Annotated in this window: 13 protein-coding genes and 1 riboswitch; of the genes, 5 read left to right on the top strand and 8 right to left on the bottom strand. The window is 60.4% G+C overall.

Annotated elements, in window-relative coordinates; translation table 11 throughout:
- Nucleotides 1-89: 89 nt before the first annotated feature.
- Both GH769_RS22890 and GH769_RS22885 read right to left on the bottom strand, forming a co-directional pair.
- Nucleotides 90-809 carry a 16S rRNA (uracil(1498)-N(3))-methyltransferase gene (locus tag GH769_RS22890; RefSeq protein WP_032902292.1) on the bottom strand — a complete coding sequence of 240 codons (720 nt, stop codon included), beginning with the start codon at nucleotides 807-809 and terminating at the stop codon, nucleotides 90-92.
- An 88-nt stretch (nucleotides 810-897) separates the two neighbouring features.
- A complete protein-coding gene (locus GH769_RS22885; protein ID WP_032902293.1) occupies nucleotides 898-2,304 on the bottom strand; it encodes an adenosylmethionine--8-amino-7-oxononanoate transaminase in 1,407 nt (468 codons plus the stop codon).
- A gap of 272 nt (nucleotides 2,305-2,576) precedes the next feature.
- Here GH769_RS22885 and GH769_RS22880 point away from each other — a divergent pair, with 272 nt between their 5' ends.
- Both GH769_RS22880 and GH769_RS22875 read left to right on the top strand, forming a co-directional pair.
- Nucleotides 2,577-3,128, top strand: a complete 552-nt coding sequence (locus GH769_RS22880; RefSeq protein ID WP_019817734.1) for a cytochrome b — start codon at nucleotides 2,577-2,579, stop codon at nucleotides 3,126-3,128.
- Between the two features lie 32 nt (nucleotides 3,129-3,160).
- A complete protein-coding gene (locus GH769_RS22875) occupies nucleotides 3,161-3,760 on the top strand; it encodes a YceI family protein (protein ID WP_014720298.1) in 600 nt (199 codons plus the stop codon).
- A 143-nt stretch (nucleotides 3,761-3,903) separates the two neighbouring features.
- Here the strand turns inward: GH769_RS22875 and GH769_RS22870 are convergent, their stop codons facing one another.
- The 5 genes from GH769_RS22870 to ahcY form a co-directional block, all read right to left on the bottom strand.
- Entirely contained in the window at nucleotides 3,904-5,787 is a 1,884-nt protein-coding gene (locus GH769_RS22870; RefSeq protein WP_014720297.1) for a DEAD/DEAH box helicase, read from the bottom strand.
- Between the two features lie 222 nt (nucleotides 5,788-6,009).
- Nucleotides 6,010-6,813, bottom strand: a complete 804-nt coding sequence (locus GH769_RS22865; protein ID WP_014720296.1) for an ABC transporter substrate-binding protein — start codon at nucleotides 6,811-6,813, stop codon at nucleotides 6,010-6,012.
- A gap of 63 nt (nucleotides 6,814-6,876) precedes the next feature.
- Nucleotides 6,877-7,959 carry a hypothetical protein gene (locus tag GH769_RS22860; RefSeq protein WP_019817436.1) on the bottom strand — a complete coding sequence of 361 codons (1,083 nt, stop codon included), beginning with the start codon at nucleotides 7,957-7,959 and terminating at the stop codon, nucleotides 6,877-6,879.
- A gap of 79 nt (nucleotides 7,960-8,038) precedes the next feature.
- A complete protein-coding gene (gene metF, locus GH769_RS22855) occupies nucleotides 8,039-8,884 on the bottom strand; it encodes a methylenetetrahydrofolate reductase [NAD(P)H] (protein WP_014720294.1) in 846 nt (281 codons plus the stop codon).
- A gap of 178 nt (nucleotides 8,885-9,062) precedes the next feature.
- The gene (gene ahcY / locus GH769_RS22850; protein ID WP_003194990.1) at nucleotides 9,063-10,472 is read right to left on the bottom strand and encodes an adenosylhomocysteinase; all 1,410 of its coding nucleotides are present in this window, start codon (nucleotides 10,470-10,472) and stop codon (nucleotides 9,063-9,065) included.
- 21 nt (nucleotides 10,473-10,493) lie between these two features.
- Nucleotides 10,494-10,600, bottom strand: a riboswitch (S-adenosyl-L-homocysteine riboswitch).
- Nucleotides 10,601-10,799: 199 nt separating this feature from the next.
- Between ahcY and GH769_RS22845 the strand changes: the two genes are divergently transcribed.
- From GH769_RS22845 to GH769_RS22835, 3 genes are all read left to right on the top strand, one after another.
- Nucleotides 10,800-11,204 carry an acyl-CoA thioesterase gene (locus GH769_RS22845; protein ID WP_003194988.1) on the top strand — a complete coding sequence of 135 codons (405 nt, stop codon included), beginning with the start codon at nucleotides 10,800-10,802 and terminating at the stop codon, nucleotides 11,202-11,204.
- Between the two features lie 100 nt (nucleotides 11,205-11,304).
- Entirely contained in the window at nucleotides 11,305-13,224 is a 1,920-nt protein-coding gene (locus GH769_RS22840; RefSeq protein ID WP_032902294.1) for a patatin-like phospholipase family protein, read from the top strand.
- A gap of 71 nt (nucleotides 13,225-13,295) precedes the next feature.
- Nucleotides 13,296-14,186 carry a formate/nitrite transporter family protein gene (locus GH769_RS22835; protein WP_153649896.1) on the top strand — a complete coding sequence of 297 codons (891 nt, stop codon included), beginning with the start codon at nucleotides 13,296-13,298 and terminating at the stop codon, nucleotides 14,184-14,186.
- Nucleotides 14,187-14,205: 19 nt separating this feature from the next.
- On the opposite strand, the gene GH769_RS22830 is transcribed toward GH769_RS22835, so the two are convergent.
- Complete coding sequence (locus tag GH769_RS22830; protein ID WP_236598433.1) at nucleotides 14,206-15,495, bottom strand: cation:dicarboxylate symporter family transporter; 1,290 nt, start codon at nucleotides 15,493-15,495, stop codon at nucleotides 14,206-14,208.

The following is a 15,495-nucleotide window of genomic DNA, read 5'->3' as shown; positions in this document are numbered from 1 at the left end:
AGCGGTCTGTCAGTTGTAAGTTAACTGCCTGAAACACCGCTATCGCAGGCAAGCCAGCTCCCACAGTTGATTGGGTTTACAGGGGGAGGTTAGAAGTCGCCCCAGAGTTGTTGGGCGACGGAGAGTGCGACGACGGGGGCGGTCTCGGTACGCAACACCCGCGGGCCGAGGCGAGCGGCGTGGTAGCCGGCGTCTTGGGCGGTCGCGACTTCATTATCGGTGAGCCCCCCTTCGGGACCGATCAAGAACGCCAGGCTCGATGGCTTGGCGTGGCTGATCATCGGCTCTGCCACCGGGTGCAGCACCAGCTTCAAGTCCGCCTCGGTTTGCTTGAGCCAGTCTGCCAGCAAGAGCGGAGGGTGAATCACCGGCACCGTTGAGCGCCCACATTGCTCGCACGCGCTGATTGCCACCTGGCGCCAGTGCAGCAAGCGCTTGTCGGCGCGTTCGTCCTTGAGGCGTACCTCGCAGCGGTCGCTGAAGATCGTTGTGATCGCGTTGACGCCCAATTCAGTGGCCTTCTGGATCGCCCAGTCCATGCGCTCGCCCCGGGACAGGCCCTGGCCGAGGTGAATATGCAGGGGCGATTCGGCTTGGCCGGCAAAGCTATCGGTGAGTTGCACGGTGACGCGTTTTTTACCGACTTCCAGCAAGGTGCCACTAAACTCCTGGCCAGAGCCGTCGAACAGTTGCACGGCATCGCCTTCACCCATGCGCAACACACGGCTGATGTAATGCGCCTGGGCTTCGGGCAGTTCGTGATCGCCGAGGCTCAGCGGGGTGTCGGTGAAAAAGCGGGACAGTCTCATTTCTGTTCTCTGAAGAAGTTTATGTAGGCGCAGCGGCGCGCCTGGAATGCCTTCGCGAGCAAGCTCGCTCCTACAAGGATTTAGGCAATCAACCCGGATCACGGAAGCCTGGATGGAAATCTTTCGGCACCGCCACACTGACCTTGCTGTTGGTGGCGATATCGATCCCCTCGCTGGCCACCTCGGCCAGAAAGTCGATCTGCTCGGGGGTAATTACATAAGGCGGCAGGAAATACACCACGCTGCCCAACGGCCGCAGCAGCGCACCGCGCTCCAGCGCGTGCTCGAAGACCTTCAGGCCACGGCGCTCCTGCCACGGGTAGGCGGCCTTGGTGGCTTTGTCCTGCACCATCTCGATGGCCAGCACCATGCCGGTCTGGCGCACTTCCGACACGTGAGGATGGTCCACCAGGTGCGCGGTGGCGGTGGCCATACGCTGGGCCAGGGCCTTGTTGTTCTCGATGACGTTGTCTTCTTCAAAGATATCCAGCGTTGCCAACGCCGCCGCACAGGCCAGCGGGTTGCCGGTGTAGCTGTGGGAGTGCAGGAAGGCGCGCAGTGTGGGGTAGTCATCGTAGAACGCGCTGTAGACGTCTTCCGTGGTAACCACCGCGGCCAGCGGCAGGTAACCGCCGGTAAGGGCCTTGGACAAGCACAGGAAGTCCGGGCGGATGCCGGCTTGTTCACAGGCAAACATACTGCCGGTGCGGCCGAAGCCCACGGCGATTTCGTCGTGGATCAGGTGCACGCCGTAGCGGTCGCAGGCTTCGCGCAGCAGCTTGAGGTACACCGGGTGGTACATGCGCATGCCACCGGCGCCCTGGATCAGCGGTTCGACAATGACGGCGGCAACGGTGTCGTGATGTTCGGCCAGGGTCTGTTCCATCGCCAGGAACATGGTGCGCGAGTGTTCTTCCCAGCTCATGCCTTCGGGGCGCAGGTAGCAGTCCGGGCTCGGCACCTTGATAGTGTCGAGCAGCAGCGCCTTGTAGGTCTCGGTAAACAACGGCACGTCGCCCACCGACATCGCGGCGATGGTTTCGCCGTGGTAGCTGTTGGTGAGGGTGACGAAGCGCTTTTTGTTCGGCTGGCCGCGGTTGAGCCAGTAGTGGAAGCTCATCTTCAGCGCCACTTCGATGCAGGACGAACCGTTATCGGCGTAGAAGCAGCGGGTCAGCCCTTCGGGCGTCATCGCGACCAGGCGTTCGGACAGCTCGATCACCGGTTGATGGCTGAAACCGGCGAGGATCACGTGCTCCAGCTGATCGACCTGATCCTTGATACGCTGGTTGATCCGTGGGTTGGCGTGGCCGAATACGTTGACCCACCAGGAACTGACGGCATCGAGGTAGCGCTTGCCTTCGAAGTCTTCCAGCCATACGCCTTCACCGCGCTTGATGGGCACCAGCGGCAGTTGCTGGTGGTCTTTCATCTGGGTGCAGGGATGCCACAGCACCGCGAGGTCGCGTTGCATCCACTGGTTGTTCAAGCCCATCGGTGATCTCCTCGAAGCGGTCCTGCGGCGGGCACAGGCGAAACAATCGCGCAAGCCTATGCAATGGTGGCTCGGGTCACAAGCCATTGTGGGGAAATTCGGAGTAAATGCAGGACGGTCTGTCACGTTTCCCAGGGATAGTCTTAATCCCTTGTTAATTTATGATGCCTAGCCTCTTTATCGTATTTCTCGATATTTCAAAGCAAAATTTTCCGCTTTAATTCGATAGGTAAAGCGCTAGTCTTGGGCACAGTTCTTACGGGATTAAGTACATGCAGCTACGTAATTCGCCGGCCCGCTATGGTTGGGTCAGCATGGTTCTGCACTGGGGCGTAGCCCTGGTGGTGTTCGGTTTATTTGCCCTGGGCTTGTGGATGGTCGGTCTCGATTACTACAGCGCCTGGCGCAAAGATGCGCCCGACTTGCACAAGAGCATTGGCATCACGCTGTTCGCCATTATGCTGGTGCGGATCGTCTGGCGCCTGGTCAGCCCGCCGCCCCCACCGCTGGCCACCTATAGCCGCATGACGCGGATCGGCGCCGCGTTTGGGCACGCGTTCCTTTATGTCGGGCTGTTTGCCGTGATGATTGCCGGTTACCTGATTTCCACCGCAGACGGTGTCGGTATCCCGGTGTTTGGCCTGTTTGAAATTCCTGCCGTGGTTTCCGGTCTACCGGATCAGGCAGATACCGCGGGTTGGGTGCACCTGTACCTGGCCTGGGTGTTGGTGGTCTTCGCCGGCTTGCACGGCGTGGCGGCACTGAAACACCATTTTATCGATCGTGATGCGACCCTTGCGCGAATGCTGGGACGCAAAGCCTGATGTTCAACCTCGACTCACAAGGAATAGAAAGCATGTTGAAAAAAACACTCGCTGCGCTGGCAATCGGTTCTGCCCTGCTGTCCGCAGGTTCGGCGATGGCCGCTGACTACGTAATCGACAAGGAAGGCCAGCACGCCTTCGTCGACTTCAAAATCAGCCACCTGGGCTACAGCTACATCACCGGTACCTTCAAGGACCTGGATGGCAAGTTCAGCTTTGACGCCGCCAAGCCCGAAGACGCCAAGATTGAAGTCAACGTGCGTACTGCCAGCGTGTTCTCCAACCACGCCGAGCGCGACAAGCACGTTAACAGCAAGGACTTCCTGGAGTCGGGCAAATTCCCTGATGCCAAGTTCGTTTCCACCAGCGTCAAGCCAACTGGCAAAAATGCTGATGGCAAGCTGACTGCTGATGTGACCGGGGACCTGACCTTCCACGGCGTGACCAAGCCGATCCTGGTCAAAGCCACGTTCCTGGGCGAAGGCAAGGATCCATGGGGCGGCTACCGTGCCGGCTTCGAAGGCACCACCAACATCAGCCGCAAGGAATTCAACAAGGACGGCATGGACGTAGGTCCACAGTCTGACAACGTGCAGTTGTACATCACGTTTGAAGGTGTGAAAGCGAAGTAATGCTTCGTATGTAGGAGCGAGCTTGCTCGCGAAGGCCGCAAGGACACCGCGTTAAACCAGGATGCCCGCGTTATCGTTGACGACCTTCGCGAGCTAGCTCCTACAGGCAAAAAAAAACCCGTATCTCACGATACGGGTTTTTTTTATGCTTCGCGGTTGCGAGTCAGCAGCGCTGGTTTCTCACCACGAGGGCGGCCTGGCAGTTGATCCAACTGCTCAGGTGTCGGGAAGCGATCCGCTTTCGACTCCTTGTGGATGATCTTCGGCGCCGGGCCACCCCGTGGGTTTTGTACTGCAGGCTCGGACGAGCGAGGCTGATCGTCACGGGCAGGGCGGCGGTTGTTGCTGCGTGAATCTTCGCGACGGGCCTGGCCGTCACGCGGTGCGCCATTACGCGGGCCGCTGCGCTTGGCAGGCGGGGTGCCAGTGGTGCCGCCGCTGCTGTTGCGCGGGGCGTTCTGGCGACCGCCCTGTGGCTGGCCGCTACGTGGAGCGCCTGCGCCCTGGGCAGGAGCCCCTGGACGACGGCCACGGCCCTGGGCCGGTTTGGCCTGGGGCACGTAGTCGACGCGGTTACCGAAGTTATCGATATCGTCGTCAAGGAACTCGTCCGGGGCGCGGTCGGCCGCGGCGCGTGGTGGCTGGCTCGGCTGGCGCTGTTCGCGGGCCGGGGTGCCTTCACGGGGCTTCTGCTCACGAGCCGGGCGTTCGCCACGGCTGCTGCTCGCGGTTTTTTCCTTGCCCTTGTCCTTGCCTTTGTCGCGACGACCACCGCCACCACCGCCGCCGTTCGGGCCATCGCCCTTCGGACCACGTGGGTTGCGAGGGTTGCGCACGTCTGGACGCTCGCGCGCTTCTGGCTTCTCGGCCTCCACGGCGCTGGCATCAAAGCCCATCAGGTCGCCATCGGCGATTTTCTGCTTGGTCATGCGTTCGATGCTTTTCAGCAGCTTTTCTTCATCCGGCGCGACCAACGAAATGGCCTCGCCCGAACGACCGGCACGGCCGGTACGGCCGATACGGTGCACATAGTCTTCATCGACGTTTGGCAGCTCGAAGTTGACCACGTGTGGCAACTGGTCGATATCCAGGCCGCGTGCGGCGATATCGGTGGCCACCAGGATACGCACGCTGCCGGCCTTGAAGTCGGCCAGGGCTTTGGTGCGTGCGTTCTGGCTCTTGTTGCCGTGGATGGCGACGGCGGTGAGGCCGTGCTTGTCCAGGTACTCGGCCAGGCGGTTGGCGCCGTGCTTGGTACGGGTGAACACCAGCACCTGTTCCCACGCGCCGTGGGTGATCAGGTGCGCCAGCAGCGAGCGCTTGTGGCTGGCGGCCAGGCGGAACACGCGTTGCTCGATACGCTCGACCGTGGTGTTCGGCGGCGTGACTTCGATGCGTTCCGGGTTATGCAGCAGCTTGCCGGCCAGGGCGGTGATGTCCTGGGAGAACGTTGCCGAGAACAGCAGGTTCTGCCGTTTGGCCGGTAGGCGGGCGAGGACTTTTTTCACGTCATGGACAAAGCCCATGTCGAGCATGCGGTCGGCTTCGTCCAGCACGAGGATTTCCACGTGGGACAAATCGACGCTGCCTTGGCCGCACAGGTCGAGCAAGCGACCCGGGCAGGCTACGAGCACGTCGACACCACGGGACATGGCCTGAACCTGTGGGTTCATGCCGACGCCGCCGAAGATGCAGGCGCTGACGAACTTCAAGTCGCGGGCATACAGCTTGAAGCTGTCGTGCACTTGGGCTGCGAGTTCGCGGGTTGGGGTCAGGACCAGTACGCGCGGTTGGCGCGGGCCGTGACGTTGGGATTTGTCCGGGTGACCGTTGGGAAACAACCGCTCCAGGATCGGGAGGGCGAAACCGCCGGTTTTACCAGTACCTGTCTGAGCCGCAACCATCAGGTCGCGACCTTGCAACACGGCGGGAATGGCCCGCTGTTGCACCGGAGTAGGCTCGGTATAGCCCGCTGCCTCGATGGCGCGGACTAAAGCCTCGGAGAGACCGAGGGAAGCAAAGGACATGAGTAATCCTGTTTTAGTTAGGGCTTGGCCCAAAGGGATAATCTTGCCGGGCGTGAATGGCGCTTAGGGGAGCGCAACCCCGTCCGGTCCTGCTGTGTCTGGCGGGCACTCCATCGGCTCGCGCGGGCTGCAAAGCTGCGCAGTAGCTGGGTTGGGTGCCGTTTTCAAGACCCGAGCGGCCGGGCGTAAGCCTGGCGGAAAGGCCGCAGTATAACAGAGCAATCACCGCGCGCTGCTTTCCTGCTGCTCAACGGCGTGTTCGGGGGCTGGTATGGGGGCTGTTTGCTCGTGCATCCGCCCATATTTGGCGCTCAATGTGGCATAGGCGGGCTCTTGCTTGAAGCGCTTGAGCTCGGCGGCAAAGCGTTGCACCAGCAGGTCCATGCCTGCGCCACGGCGTACCGCAAGAAATTGCTGCTGGCGGCTGACCACCACCGATGCCTGGCTGACTTTACCTTCCAGGCCCAGGGCCTTGAGCACGTGGTGCCCCACGCGCCGGTCAGTCACCACCATATCGACGCGCCCCAGCATGAGTTTGCCAAAGTTGGCTTCATGGCTGGGGGCGGGTTCGCGCTGGAAGGTGTTGGCCTCACTGAACGCGTCGCCATAAAGGTAACCAGGTGAAACGCCAACCGTCAGGCCGCGCAGGTCGTCGAGCGTGGCGGCGGGGTGAGGGCGTTCGTTGGCATAGAACAAAACGAATTCGACTTCCGACAACGGCTCGCTGGGATAGAGCAGCAACGCGTCGCGCTCCTGGCTGTGAAAGATATCCAGCGCGCCGTCGGCGTGGCCCTGGTCGAGCATCGCCAGGCAGCGCTTCCAGGGCAGGAACTGCCATTGCACCTCCACCCCCAGGCGCTGGAACACGATCACTGTGGTTTCATAATCCAGGCCGGCCATGGTGCCGTTGTCTTCGTAGACATAGGGCGCCCAGGGTTCGGTGACAATGCGCAGTTTCTCGCCATGAGCGGCTAGGCTCAGGCAAGAAAAAAACACAGCGGTCAACAGCTTGAAGAGGACGGGCATAGCCTGAGGTTACGACGCTCCCCGAAGAAAGAGAAGCTCTGGCACGCGCATTGGCGGGCGGTCTTACTTCGCGGGAGCGTTCAGCAGGTGTTCGTGGATCGCGGCGCGGCGCTCGCCCAGAATCAGGCGCACCAGTGGGTTGGCAAACCAGTGTTCCAACTGGTGTGCATCAAGCGGGCGCTTCTGGCGTTCTTCCTGGTTTTGTCGGGCCTTGTCCCACCAGACCGGACCGCAGGCCTGGTCGAACTCGTTTTCGTGTTCGTAGCAGCCGTAAAGGATTTCGCGGATGAATTGTTGCTGGTGCTTGGGCAGCAGCAGGGTGATCAGCTTGTACATCAAGCGTTGCAAACGCGGCGGGCGCGGCAGGTGCGAGGAGACCTGACGCGTATCGGCCAGGGCCTGCGCACTGGTGGGGGCGCTCGCGTGCTTGGCGATCCACGCCTTGACCTTGGCCCGGAACAGCTGTTTGCGGCTCCAGTAATGGTGGATCAGGTCCGGGCACTCGCGCACCTTTACGGTACGGTAGGCGGCGATCGACAGGCAGAACTCTTCCAGGGTGTAGGCGCCTTGGGCATGGGGGAACAGTTCATCCATCAACTCGATGGAGCGGTCGAGGATGTGCGCATCCTGTTGGGTCAGGCCCATGACGCCGGAGTTGAGGGTCATCATGTCATCGTCGGCCACGCCCATGTCCAGCAGGCGCTGACGCAGGGCGGTGTAGAGGATGCTTTCGTGGTTGTCGCCGTACTTGGTGTAAAAGGCGTTGCACAGCAGGGTGCCGGGCTCTACGCGTTCGAACAGGGCCATGGGCGAATGATGGAAGAAGGTGTCAGTGTCGATCAGCAGCGCCACGGGGGATTCTTGCAGGACTTGGCGCAGCACCACGTGCTTGGTGCGAAAGTGATAACCGTGGGGCTCGCTCCAGCGTTTGCGGGTGGCTTCGTCCAGTGGGCGCACGCGCACCGGCAGCAAGCGATAGGGCTCGGGGTTGTCGCTGAATACCTGGATGTCGATGTTCGCATCCGGTGTGTCCTGCAGGAACGCCAGTGCGCTGGCGATGCTGAATACCGCTTCCTGATGGTAGGTGTCGGCGCCGAAGACCAGGTAAACCAGTTGCGGGCGGGACGTCGGGGGCACTGTATTCATGGACTGCGGGGTTCCGTGGGTAACGTAAAACGACAAAGGCCCTCGTCAGAACGAGGGCCTTGGTACAACCGGTCAAGCGTTAACGTGGCAGCTTGAGGTTGTTCCAGATGGCAAGGCTGGGTTCAGCCTGGTTCAGGGTATAGAAATGCAACCCTGGCGCACCACCTTGCAACAATTGCTCACACATCTCGGTGATAACCTGCTCGCCGAACGCCTGGATGCTTTTGACGTCATCGCCATAGGCTTCCAGTTGCTTGCGCACCCAGCGTGGGATCTCGGCGCCGCAGGCGTCGGAGAAGCGCGCCAACTTGCTGTAATTGGTGATCGGCATGATGCCCGGCACGATTGGGATGTTCACGCCCATCGCCCGTACTCGCTCGACAAAGTAGAAGTAGCTGTCGGCGTTGAAGAAATACTGGGTGATTGCGCTGTCGGCACCGGCATTGGCCTTGCGCACGAAATTCTGCAAATCGTCTTCGAAATTGCGCGCCTGGGGGTGCATCTCCGGGTAAGCGGCTACTTCGACATGGAAGTGATCGCCACTTTCTTCGCGGATGAAGCTCACCAGGTCGTTGGCGTAGCGCAGCTCACCGCTGGCCATGCCCATACCCGATGGCAGGTCGCCACGCAGGGCAACGATGCGCTTGATGCCGGCGGCTTTGTATTGGGTCAGCAGGCTACGCAGGTCGGCCTTGCTGTCGCCCACGCAGGACAGATGCGGAGCGGCGGGAACTTTGACTTCACTTTCCAGCTGCAACACGGTGTTGATCGTGCGATCACGGGTCGAACCGCCAGCGCCGTAGGTGCAGGAGAAGAAGTCAGGGTTGAAGCTGGCCAACTGCTTGGCAGTGGCCATCAGTTTTTCATGTCCAGCATCGGTCTTGGTCGGGAAGAACTCGAAGCTGTAGCGACGGTCTTGGGACATGGTAATACCCTTGGAAACTCGAAAGCCTGGAAGGCATACGCAATCGATGCGGGTGCCTGGCTTTCTGTGGGAGCTGGCTTGCCTGCGATAGCATCAGCTCGGTGTTACTGGAACACCGAGGCGTCTGCATCGCGGGCAAGCCCGGCTCCCACAGAAGAGCCGGCGCCAGCAAGGCCGATCAGTAGCGGTAAGCGTGCGGCTTGAACGGACCTTCAACCGTCACGCCGATGTAGTCGGCCTGGGTCTTGGTCAGTTGAGTCACGACGCCGCCGAAGCCGCGGACCATTTCCAGGGCCACTTCTTCGTCGAGTTTCTTGGGCAGTACTTCCACGGTCAGGCGCTCGGCTTTCTGGGCGGGCGACAGGTCGGCGTACTTCTGTTCGAACAGGAAGATCTGCGCCAGCACCTGGTTGGCGAACGAGCCATCCATGATGCGGCTTGGGTGACCAGTGGCGTTGCCCAGGTTCACCAGGCGGCCTTCGGCCAGCAGGATCAGGTAGTCGTCGTTCTGTGGGTCGAAATCACCAGCGCCGGTACGGTGAACCTTGTGTACCTGCGGCTTCACTTCTTCCCATGCCCAGTTCTTACGCATGAAAGCTGTGTCGATTTCATTGTCGAAGTGGCCGATGTTGCAGACAACGGCGCGCTTCTTCAGGGCCTTGAGCATGTTCGCATCGCACACATTCACGTTACCGGTGGTGGTGACGATCAGGTCGATCTTGCCCAGCAGGGCTGCGTCGATGCAGGCGGAGGTGCCGTCGTTCTGGCCGTTGATGAACGGCGAAACCACTTCGAAACCGTCCATGCAGGCTTGCATGGCGCAGATCGGGTCAACTTCGGAGACCTTGACGATCATGCCTTCCTGACGCAGGGACTGGGACGAACCCTTGCCCACGTCACCGTAGCCGATCACCAGGGCTTGCTTGCCCGACAGCAGGTGGTCGGTGCCGCGCTTGATCGCATCGTTCAGGCTGTGACGGCAGCCGTACTTGTTGTCGTTCTTGCTCTTGGTCACCGAGTCGTTGACGTTGATGGCCGGGATTTTCAGCTCGCCCTTGGCCAGCATGTCCAGCAGGCGGTGTACGCCGGTGGTGGTCTCTTCGGTCACGCCGTGGACACGGTCGAGGATCTGCGGGTATTTCTTGTGCAGCAACTCGGTGAGGTCGCCGCCGTCGTCCAGGATCATGTTGGCATCCCAAGGCGCGCCATCTTTGAGGATGGTTTGCTCCAGGCACCACTCGTACTCTTCTTCAGTCTCGCCTTTCCAGGCGAATACCGGGATACCGGCAGCAGCGATAGCGGCAGCGGCCTGGTCCTGAGTCGAGAAGATGTTGCACGACGACCAACGCACTTCGGCACCCAGGGCAACCAGGGTTTCGATCAGCACGGCAGTCTGGATGGTCATGTGGATGCAGCCGAGAATCTTGGCGCCCTTGAGCGGCTGCTCAGCGGCGTACTTGCGACGCAGGCCCATCAGGGCCGGCATTTCGGATTCGGCGATAAAGGTTTCGCGACGGCCCCAGGCAGCGAGGGACATATCGGCGACTTTGTAGTCATTGAAATCAGCAGGCGTCATTACAGCGCTCATAGAGAGCCTCCATTCGTAGTGTGCGAATGGGCGCCGTTGTGCGTTTAGTATCAGGCCAAGGCAACCAGGCCGGACAACGCCCCATCCGAGCCTGACAGGTTTAACCTGCTGCAGCGCCCCTCGGACAGGTGGCGGGAGAACGGTATCAATCGAAGATGACCGTTTTGAAACGGAGGCGATTATAGCCGTGTATGTGGCACTTCCCAAGCCTTTCTGTCGGTGGCAATGAAGATCGCGCATGGGGTTGATAGGCAATGGCTCATAGAGCTTGGGCCTGGGCTCTGCCATTATGTTGCCCATCATTTCGCAAGACGCTTTGGAGTGACCATGAACTTCCACACCCGCAAATGGGTAAAACCCGAAGACCTCAACCCCAACGGCACTCTGTTCGGCGGTAGCTTGCTGCGCTGGATCGACGAAGAAGCGGCCATCTACGCGATTGTCCAGCTCGGCAACCAGCGCGTGGTCACCAAGTACATCTCGGAAATCAACTTTGTCAGCGCTTCACGCCAGGGCGACATCATCGAACTGGGCATCACTGCCACCGAGTTCGGCCGCACCTCCATCACCCTGACCTGTGAAGTGCGCAACAAGATCACGCGCAAAAGCATCCTGACCGTGGAAAAAATGGTCTTCGTCAACCTGGGCGAAGACGGTTTGCCGGCGCCCCACGGCCGTACCGAAATCAAGTACGTGAAGGACCAGTTCAAGGACGACAGTCTTCCCGAGTAACAACCCCGCGGCCTGATTTGCTTTACCAAATCATTCCGCGTGGATCTATCTGAGGCTCTCTCATCACTCAGGCCTACATCCTGTAGAGAGAGCCTTGTGTATGAAAGTCTCCAGTTCTGTTGTAGAGAATCACCCCCCATCGCCGCAAATAAGCGACCAGGGCGCCAAGGTGCCCTTGGTCAAAGGTGTGGGCGAGCGCAACCTGAGTATTTATCGTCACAGCGATGGGCGTGTGGAGGTGGTGGTGTCACCGCCGCCGCCCGCTCACCTGGTGCTCAGTGGTGGTGGCGCCAAGGGCATCGCCTTTCCAGGCATGGTGCAAGCGCTTGAAGAGGCCGACAAACTCAAAGGCGTAAAAGTGGTTTCCGGCTCATCTGCCGGTGCGATTTGCGCAGCACTGCTCGCCAGCGGCATGGATGCCAAGGCCTTTACGCAACTGTCGAATAACCTAGACCTGCCCCGCTTGCTCAACAGCAAAGACCCTGTCACGGCTTGGTTGCAGGAAGCCAGTTCCGAGCTCGGCAAGCTCGTCAGAAGTCTGCCCGGGCCGGTTGGAAATATCTCTCAACTGCTGCTGACGTTGCTGCCGCGCCTACAAACCGAGGGGCAGCCGCTGGAGGACTTGATCCGCAACGAATCGCGTCAATCGATTCTCGCCCATATCGCCGGTATGCCCCCAGCCAACCGCCCCCCGGAAGTTGCAGCAATTGCCGAACGGCTCAGCGCTGGTGGTGGGGCGACTTTTCGCGACTTGGAAGTGTTGAGCCGGCATATTCCGGCGATCAAGCAACTGAACATCACCGGCACGGGCATGTTCGATGGCCGCCCGCAGTTGGTGGTGTTCAATGCCAACCTGACACCGGATATGGATATCGGCCGCGCCGCGCTTATTTCGGGCGCCCTGCCTGGGCTGTTCAAGAGCCCCACCGAGCAGGGTCACGGGTTCCAGGCGGCGTCGCAGGTCACGGCGTTTCAGGACGGCGGGTTGCTGCTCAATACCCCTGCGCCAGGTGTCATCGAGCGCTCGTTCCCGGAAAGCCCCCTGGGCAAGGACGAAGCGCTGATCGTCAAGTTCGAGTCTGACAAGGCATCAACGCCGCCCAGGAGCGGTGGTTTTTTCAGCTTTCTGGCCGACACGTTCACCGGCACGCCACACACCGCCGCTGAAAGCTACCAGAATGACCGGCTCCAGGCGTTCTCGGAACAAACGGTCACGTTGCCGCTGAACTCGGACAAAGGCGACTTTCGCGGCCTGCTCGGTGGTACCGTCAACTTCACCATGACCCCCGAGCAGAAACAGCATTTGCAGGCCCAGGCTCGCCAGACGGTGTCAGGGCATCTGCAACAGCGTGAGCTGGAGCGTGAGCGCCATGAGTTCCCCTCGCTGAACGATGCCGTGATGGCGATGGATGATCAAATGCTCGCCAGCGTGCAAGTTGACCTGCAAAACGATGCGGCCGGCGCCGAGGCGTTGCGCTTTCGCAAAGACGCGCAGCAAGCGTTACAGGCGTTGGACACTGCGATTGCCGAGGCGAATCAAACCAGCACGTCGCTGGTGATCACGCCGAAATTAGCCTCGGCGCTGCGCAATCTGGATGCGCTCGCCCGTAGACCCGAGGATATCGAGTGGCTGGGCAAGCGCCTGAATGCGCCAGGCCAGCGTAATTTCCAGCAACTGCTGCAGGTGGGCACCAAGCAGGCGTCGAACAATGGCTCAGGCCTGTCCAAAGTGTTGACCAGCGCCGTCGCGGAAATGCAAAAACGCGATATCGGCGTGAAGGCAGAGAATTTTATCCGCGAAGTCACTTACCCCTCGCTATACCGTCCTGGCCAACCGGCTGCCAACGTTGAGTTATTGCAACGTGCGGTGCGGGATTTGGGCGAGGCGACGACGCCAGCGGAGTTCAACCGTGTGCTTGATGGCATCGTCAAACATTACCGAGCGCGCAATAAACCCTGGAGTAAACCCTTCAGCTCTACCACCGTGGAGCAGGCCAAGGCCTGGCGTATTCCGGTTTAGTTGCGGTGCCACTGAACAGCCATCGTCGCGGCGTGTCGTAGCTACAGGCACCCCTTGGACTCAGGTACATCATGGCCACTCAAGCAGACGGCAAGACCCCCAACCTGTCGCAGGAAGAGCAGCAAAACGTTGACGAGAACCAGCCGCTTCGCGCGGCTGTATTACACGAAATTATCCGCACCCAGGGCGATCAGGAGCTAGAGCGCAGTGTGGCAGCGTTGTGGTGGTCGGCGCTGGCCGCTGGCCTGACCATGGGCTTGTCGCTAATGGGCATGGGCCTGCTCAATTCACGCCTGCCGGACGGTGATGAATTCAAGGTCATTGCCAGCTTTGGCTATTGCGCAGGCTTTCTCGCGGTGATTCTTGCTCGTCAGCAGTTGTTTACCGAAAACACCCTGACCGCCGTGCTGCCGGTGATGAGCAAACCGACTCTGGCCAACGCCGGGCGCTTGTTACGGCTGTGGACGGTGGTGCTGGTGGGCAACCTGTGCGGCACCTTGCTGGTGGCCTACGTGATGCTGCACCTACCGATCTTCGATACCAAGACCGACCTGGCCTTCCTCGAGATCGGGCGCAAGGTCATGGAGAACGACCCCGCGCAGATGTTCGCCAAGGGCATCGTCTCCGGTTGGATGATCGCCACCATGGTCTGGATGATTCCGTCGATGGAGAGTGCCAAGCTGTGGATTATCATCCTGATCACCTACTTCATGGCACTGGGCGACTTCACCCATATCGTCGTCGGTTCAGCGGAAGTGTCCTACCTGGTGTTTGCCGGCGAGTTGCCGTGGAAGGATTTCTGGCTGGTCTTCGCCGGGCCGACCCTGGCCGGCAACATCATCGGGGGTAGCTTCATCTTTGCGTTGATCAGCCATGCGCAGGTTCGCAGCGAGGCGTCCATGCCTGCTGTTGCTCAATCTCACACACAGGCGAAGCCCCGTCAGGATAAGGGCAAAGTCTGACAGTACCCTGGCTGACGCGTCAGGCCTTGAAGGGCACGCTGGGAGGTTCGCAGGCCAGCGTGCTGTCGGGTGCCTTGAGCTGACCTTCCCAGCGAGCAATTACCAGCGGGGCCAATGCGTTGCCCAGTACATTCAGGGCTGTGACGGGCATATCCATCAGCCGATAGATGCCCGCGATGATTGCCACACCCTCCACGGGAAGCCCGGCCGCGGTCAACGTCGCGGTCAGGATGATAAACATGAAGCCTGGCACGCCCGCCGCGCCCTTTGATGTCAGCACCATGATCAAGACCAGCATGCCTTGATCCGCCAGGCTCAAGTCGATGCCATACGCTTGGGCGATGAACAGCGTGCCGAGTGCGGCAAACAGCGATGCACCATCCAGATTGAACGAGTACCCCAGTGGGATCACCATGCTGGTAATGGGCCGTGGCGCGCCATAGCGCTCCATCTTCTCGATCAGTTGAGGCATGACCGTCGCCGAGGCGGCACTGCTGAAGGCCAGCAGCAGTTCACTGCGTATTTCCCGCACCAGGTGAAAAAAGCCGACGCCGGCCAAGCGTGCCACTGCACCCAATACACACAGGGCAAATAAGAGCACCGCGACATAGGTCGTGCCGATCAGTTTGGCCAGCGGCAACAACGCACTGAGGCCAAAGCTGGCGACGGTGACCGCGATCAGGCCGAAAATACCTATAGGCGAGTAATGCATGACCAGATGGGTGACTTTGAACATGGTGTCGGAGACGCCTTGCATCACATTGATCAAGGGCGCTTTGCGCTCCTCGGGCAACAACGATAAGGCACAACCGAACAGGATCGCGAAGAACAGCACCGACAGCAGTTTGCCCTGTGACATGGCCAGGACGATGTTATCCGGCACGATCGCCAGCAGTACCTGGCCCAGGTTCTGTGGGGTGCCACTGGAGGCCAGTCCCGTCGCCGGTGCCTGCAGCGTGCTGCCGAATTCGGCGCCCGAGCCGGGCTGCACCACATTGCCAACCAACAGCCCGAAGACGATGGCAATGCTGGTGATGGTGAAGAAGTACACGAAGGTCTTCAGGCCGACGCGACCCAGGGCAGACGGGTTGCCCATGCCGGCGATGCCGACGGTCATGCAGGCAAATACCAGGGGAACGACGATCATCTTCATCAGCTTGATAAACAGGTCGCCAGCCGGTTGCAGCAGATTGTCGATGAACCAGGTTTTTTGCTCGGGGAATTGATTGAGCAGGAGGCCGACGATTATCCCGGCAGCCAGGCCGATCATGATGCGAGTGATAAGACTGGTGGGTTTTCTAGTGGTCAT

The sequence above is a fragment of the Pseudomonas sp. CFSAN084952 genome, assembly GCF_009648855.1.
In the GTDB taxonomy this organism is placed as follows: domain Bacteria; phylum Pseudomonadota; class Gammaproteobacteria; order Pseudomonadales; family Pseudomonadaceae; genus Aquipseudomonas; species Aquipseudomonas paracarnis.
The sequence above is the reverse complement of the archived record's forward strand: the minus strand, read 5'-3'. Positions and strand labels throughout refer to the sequence as shown.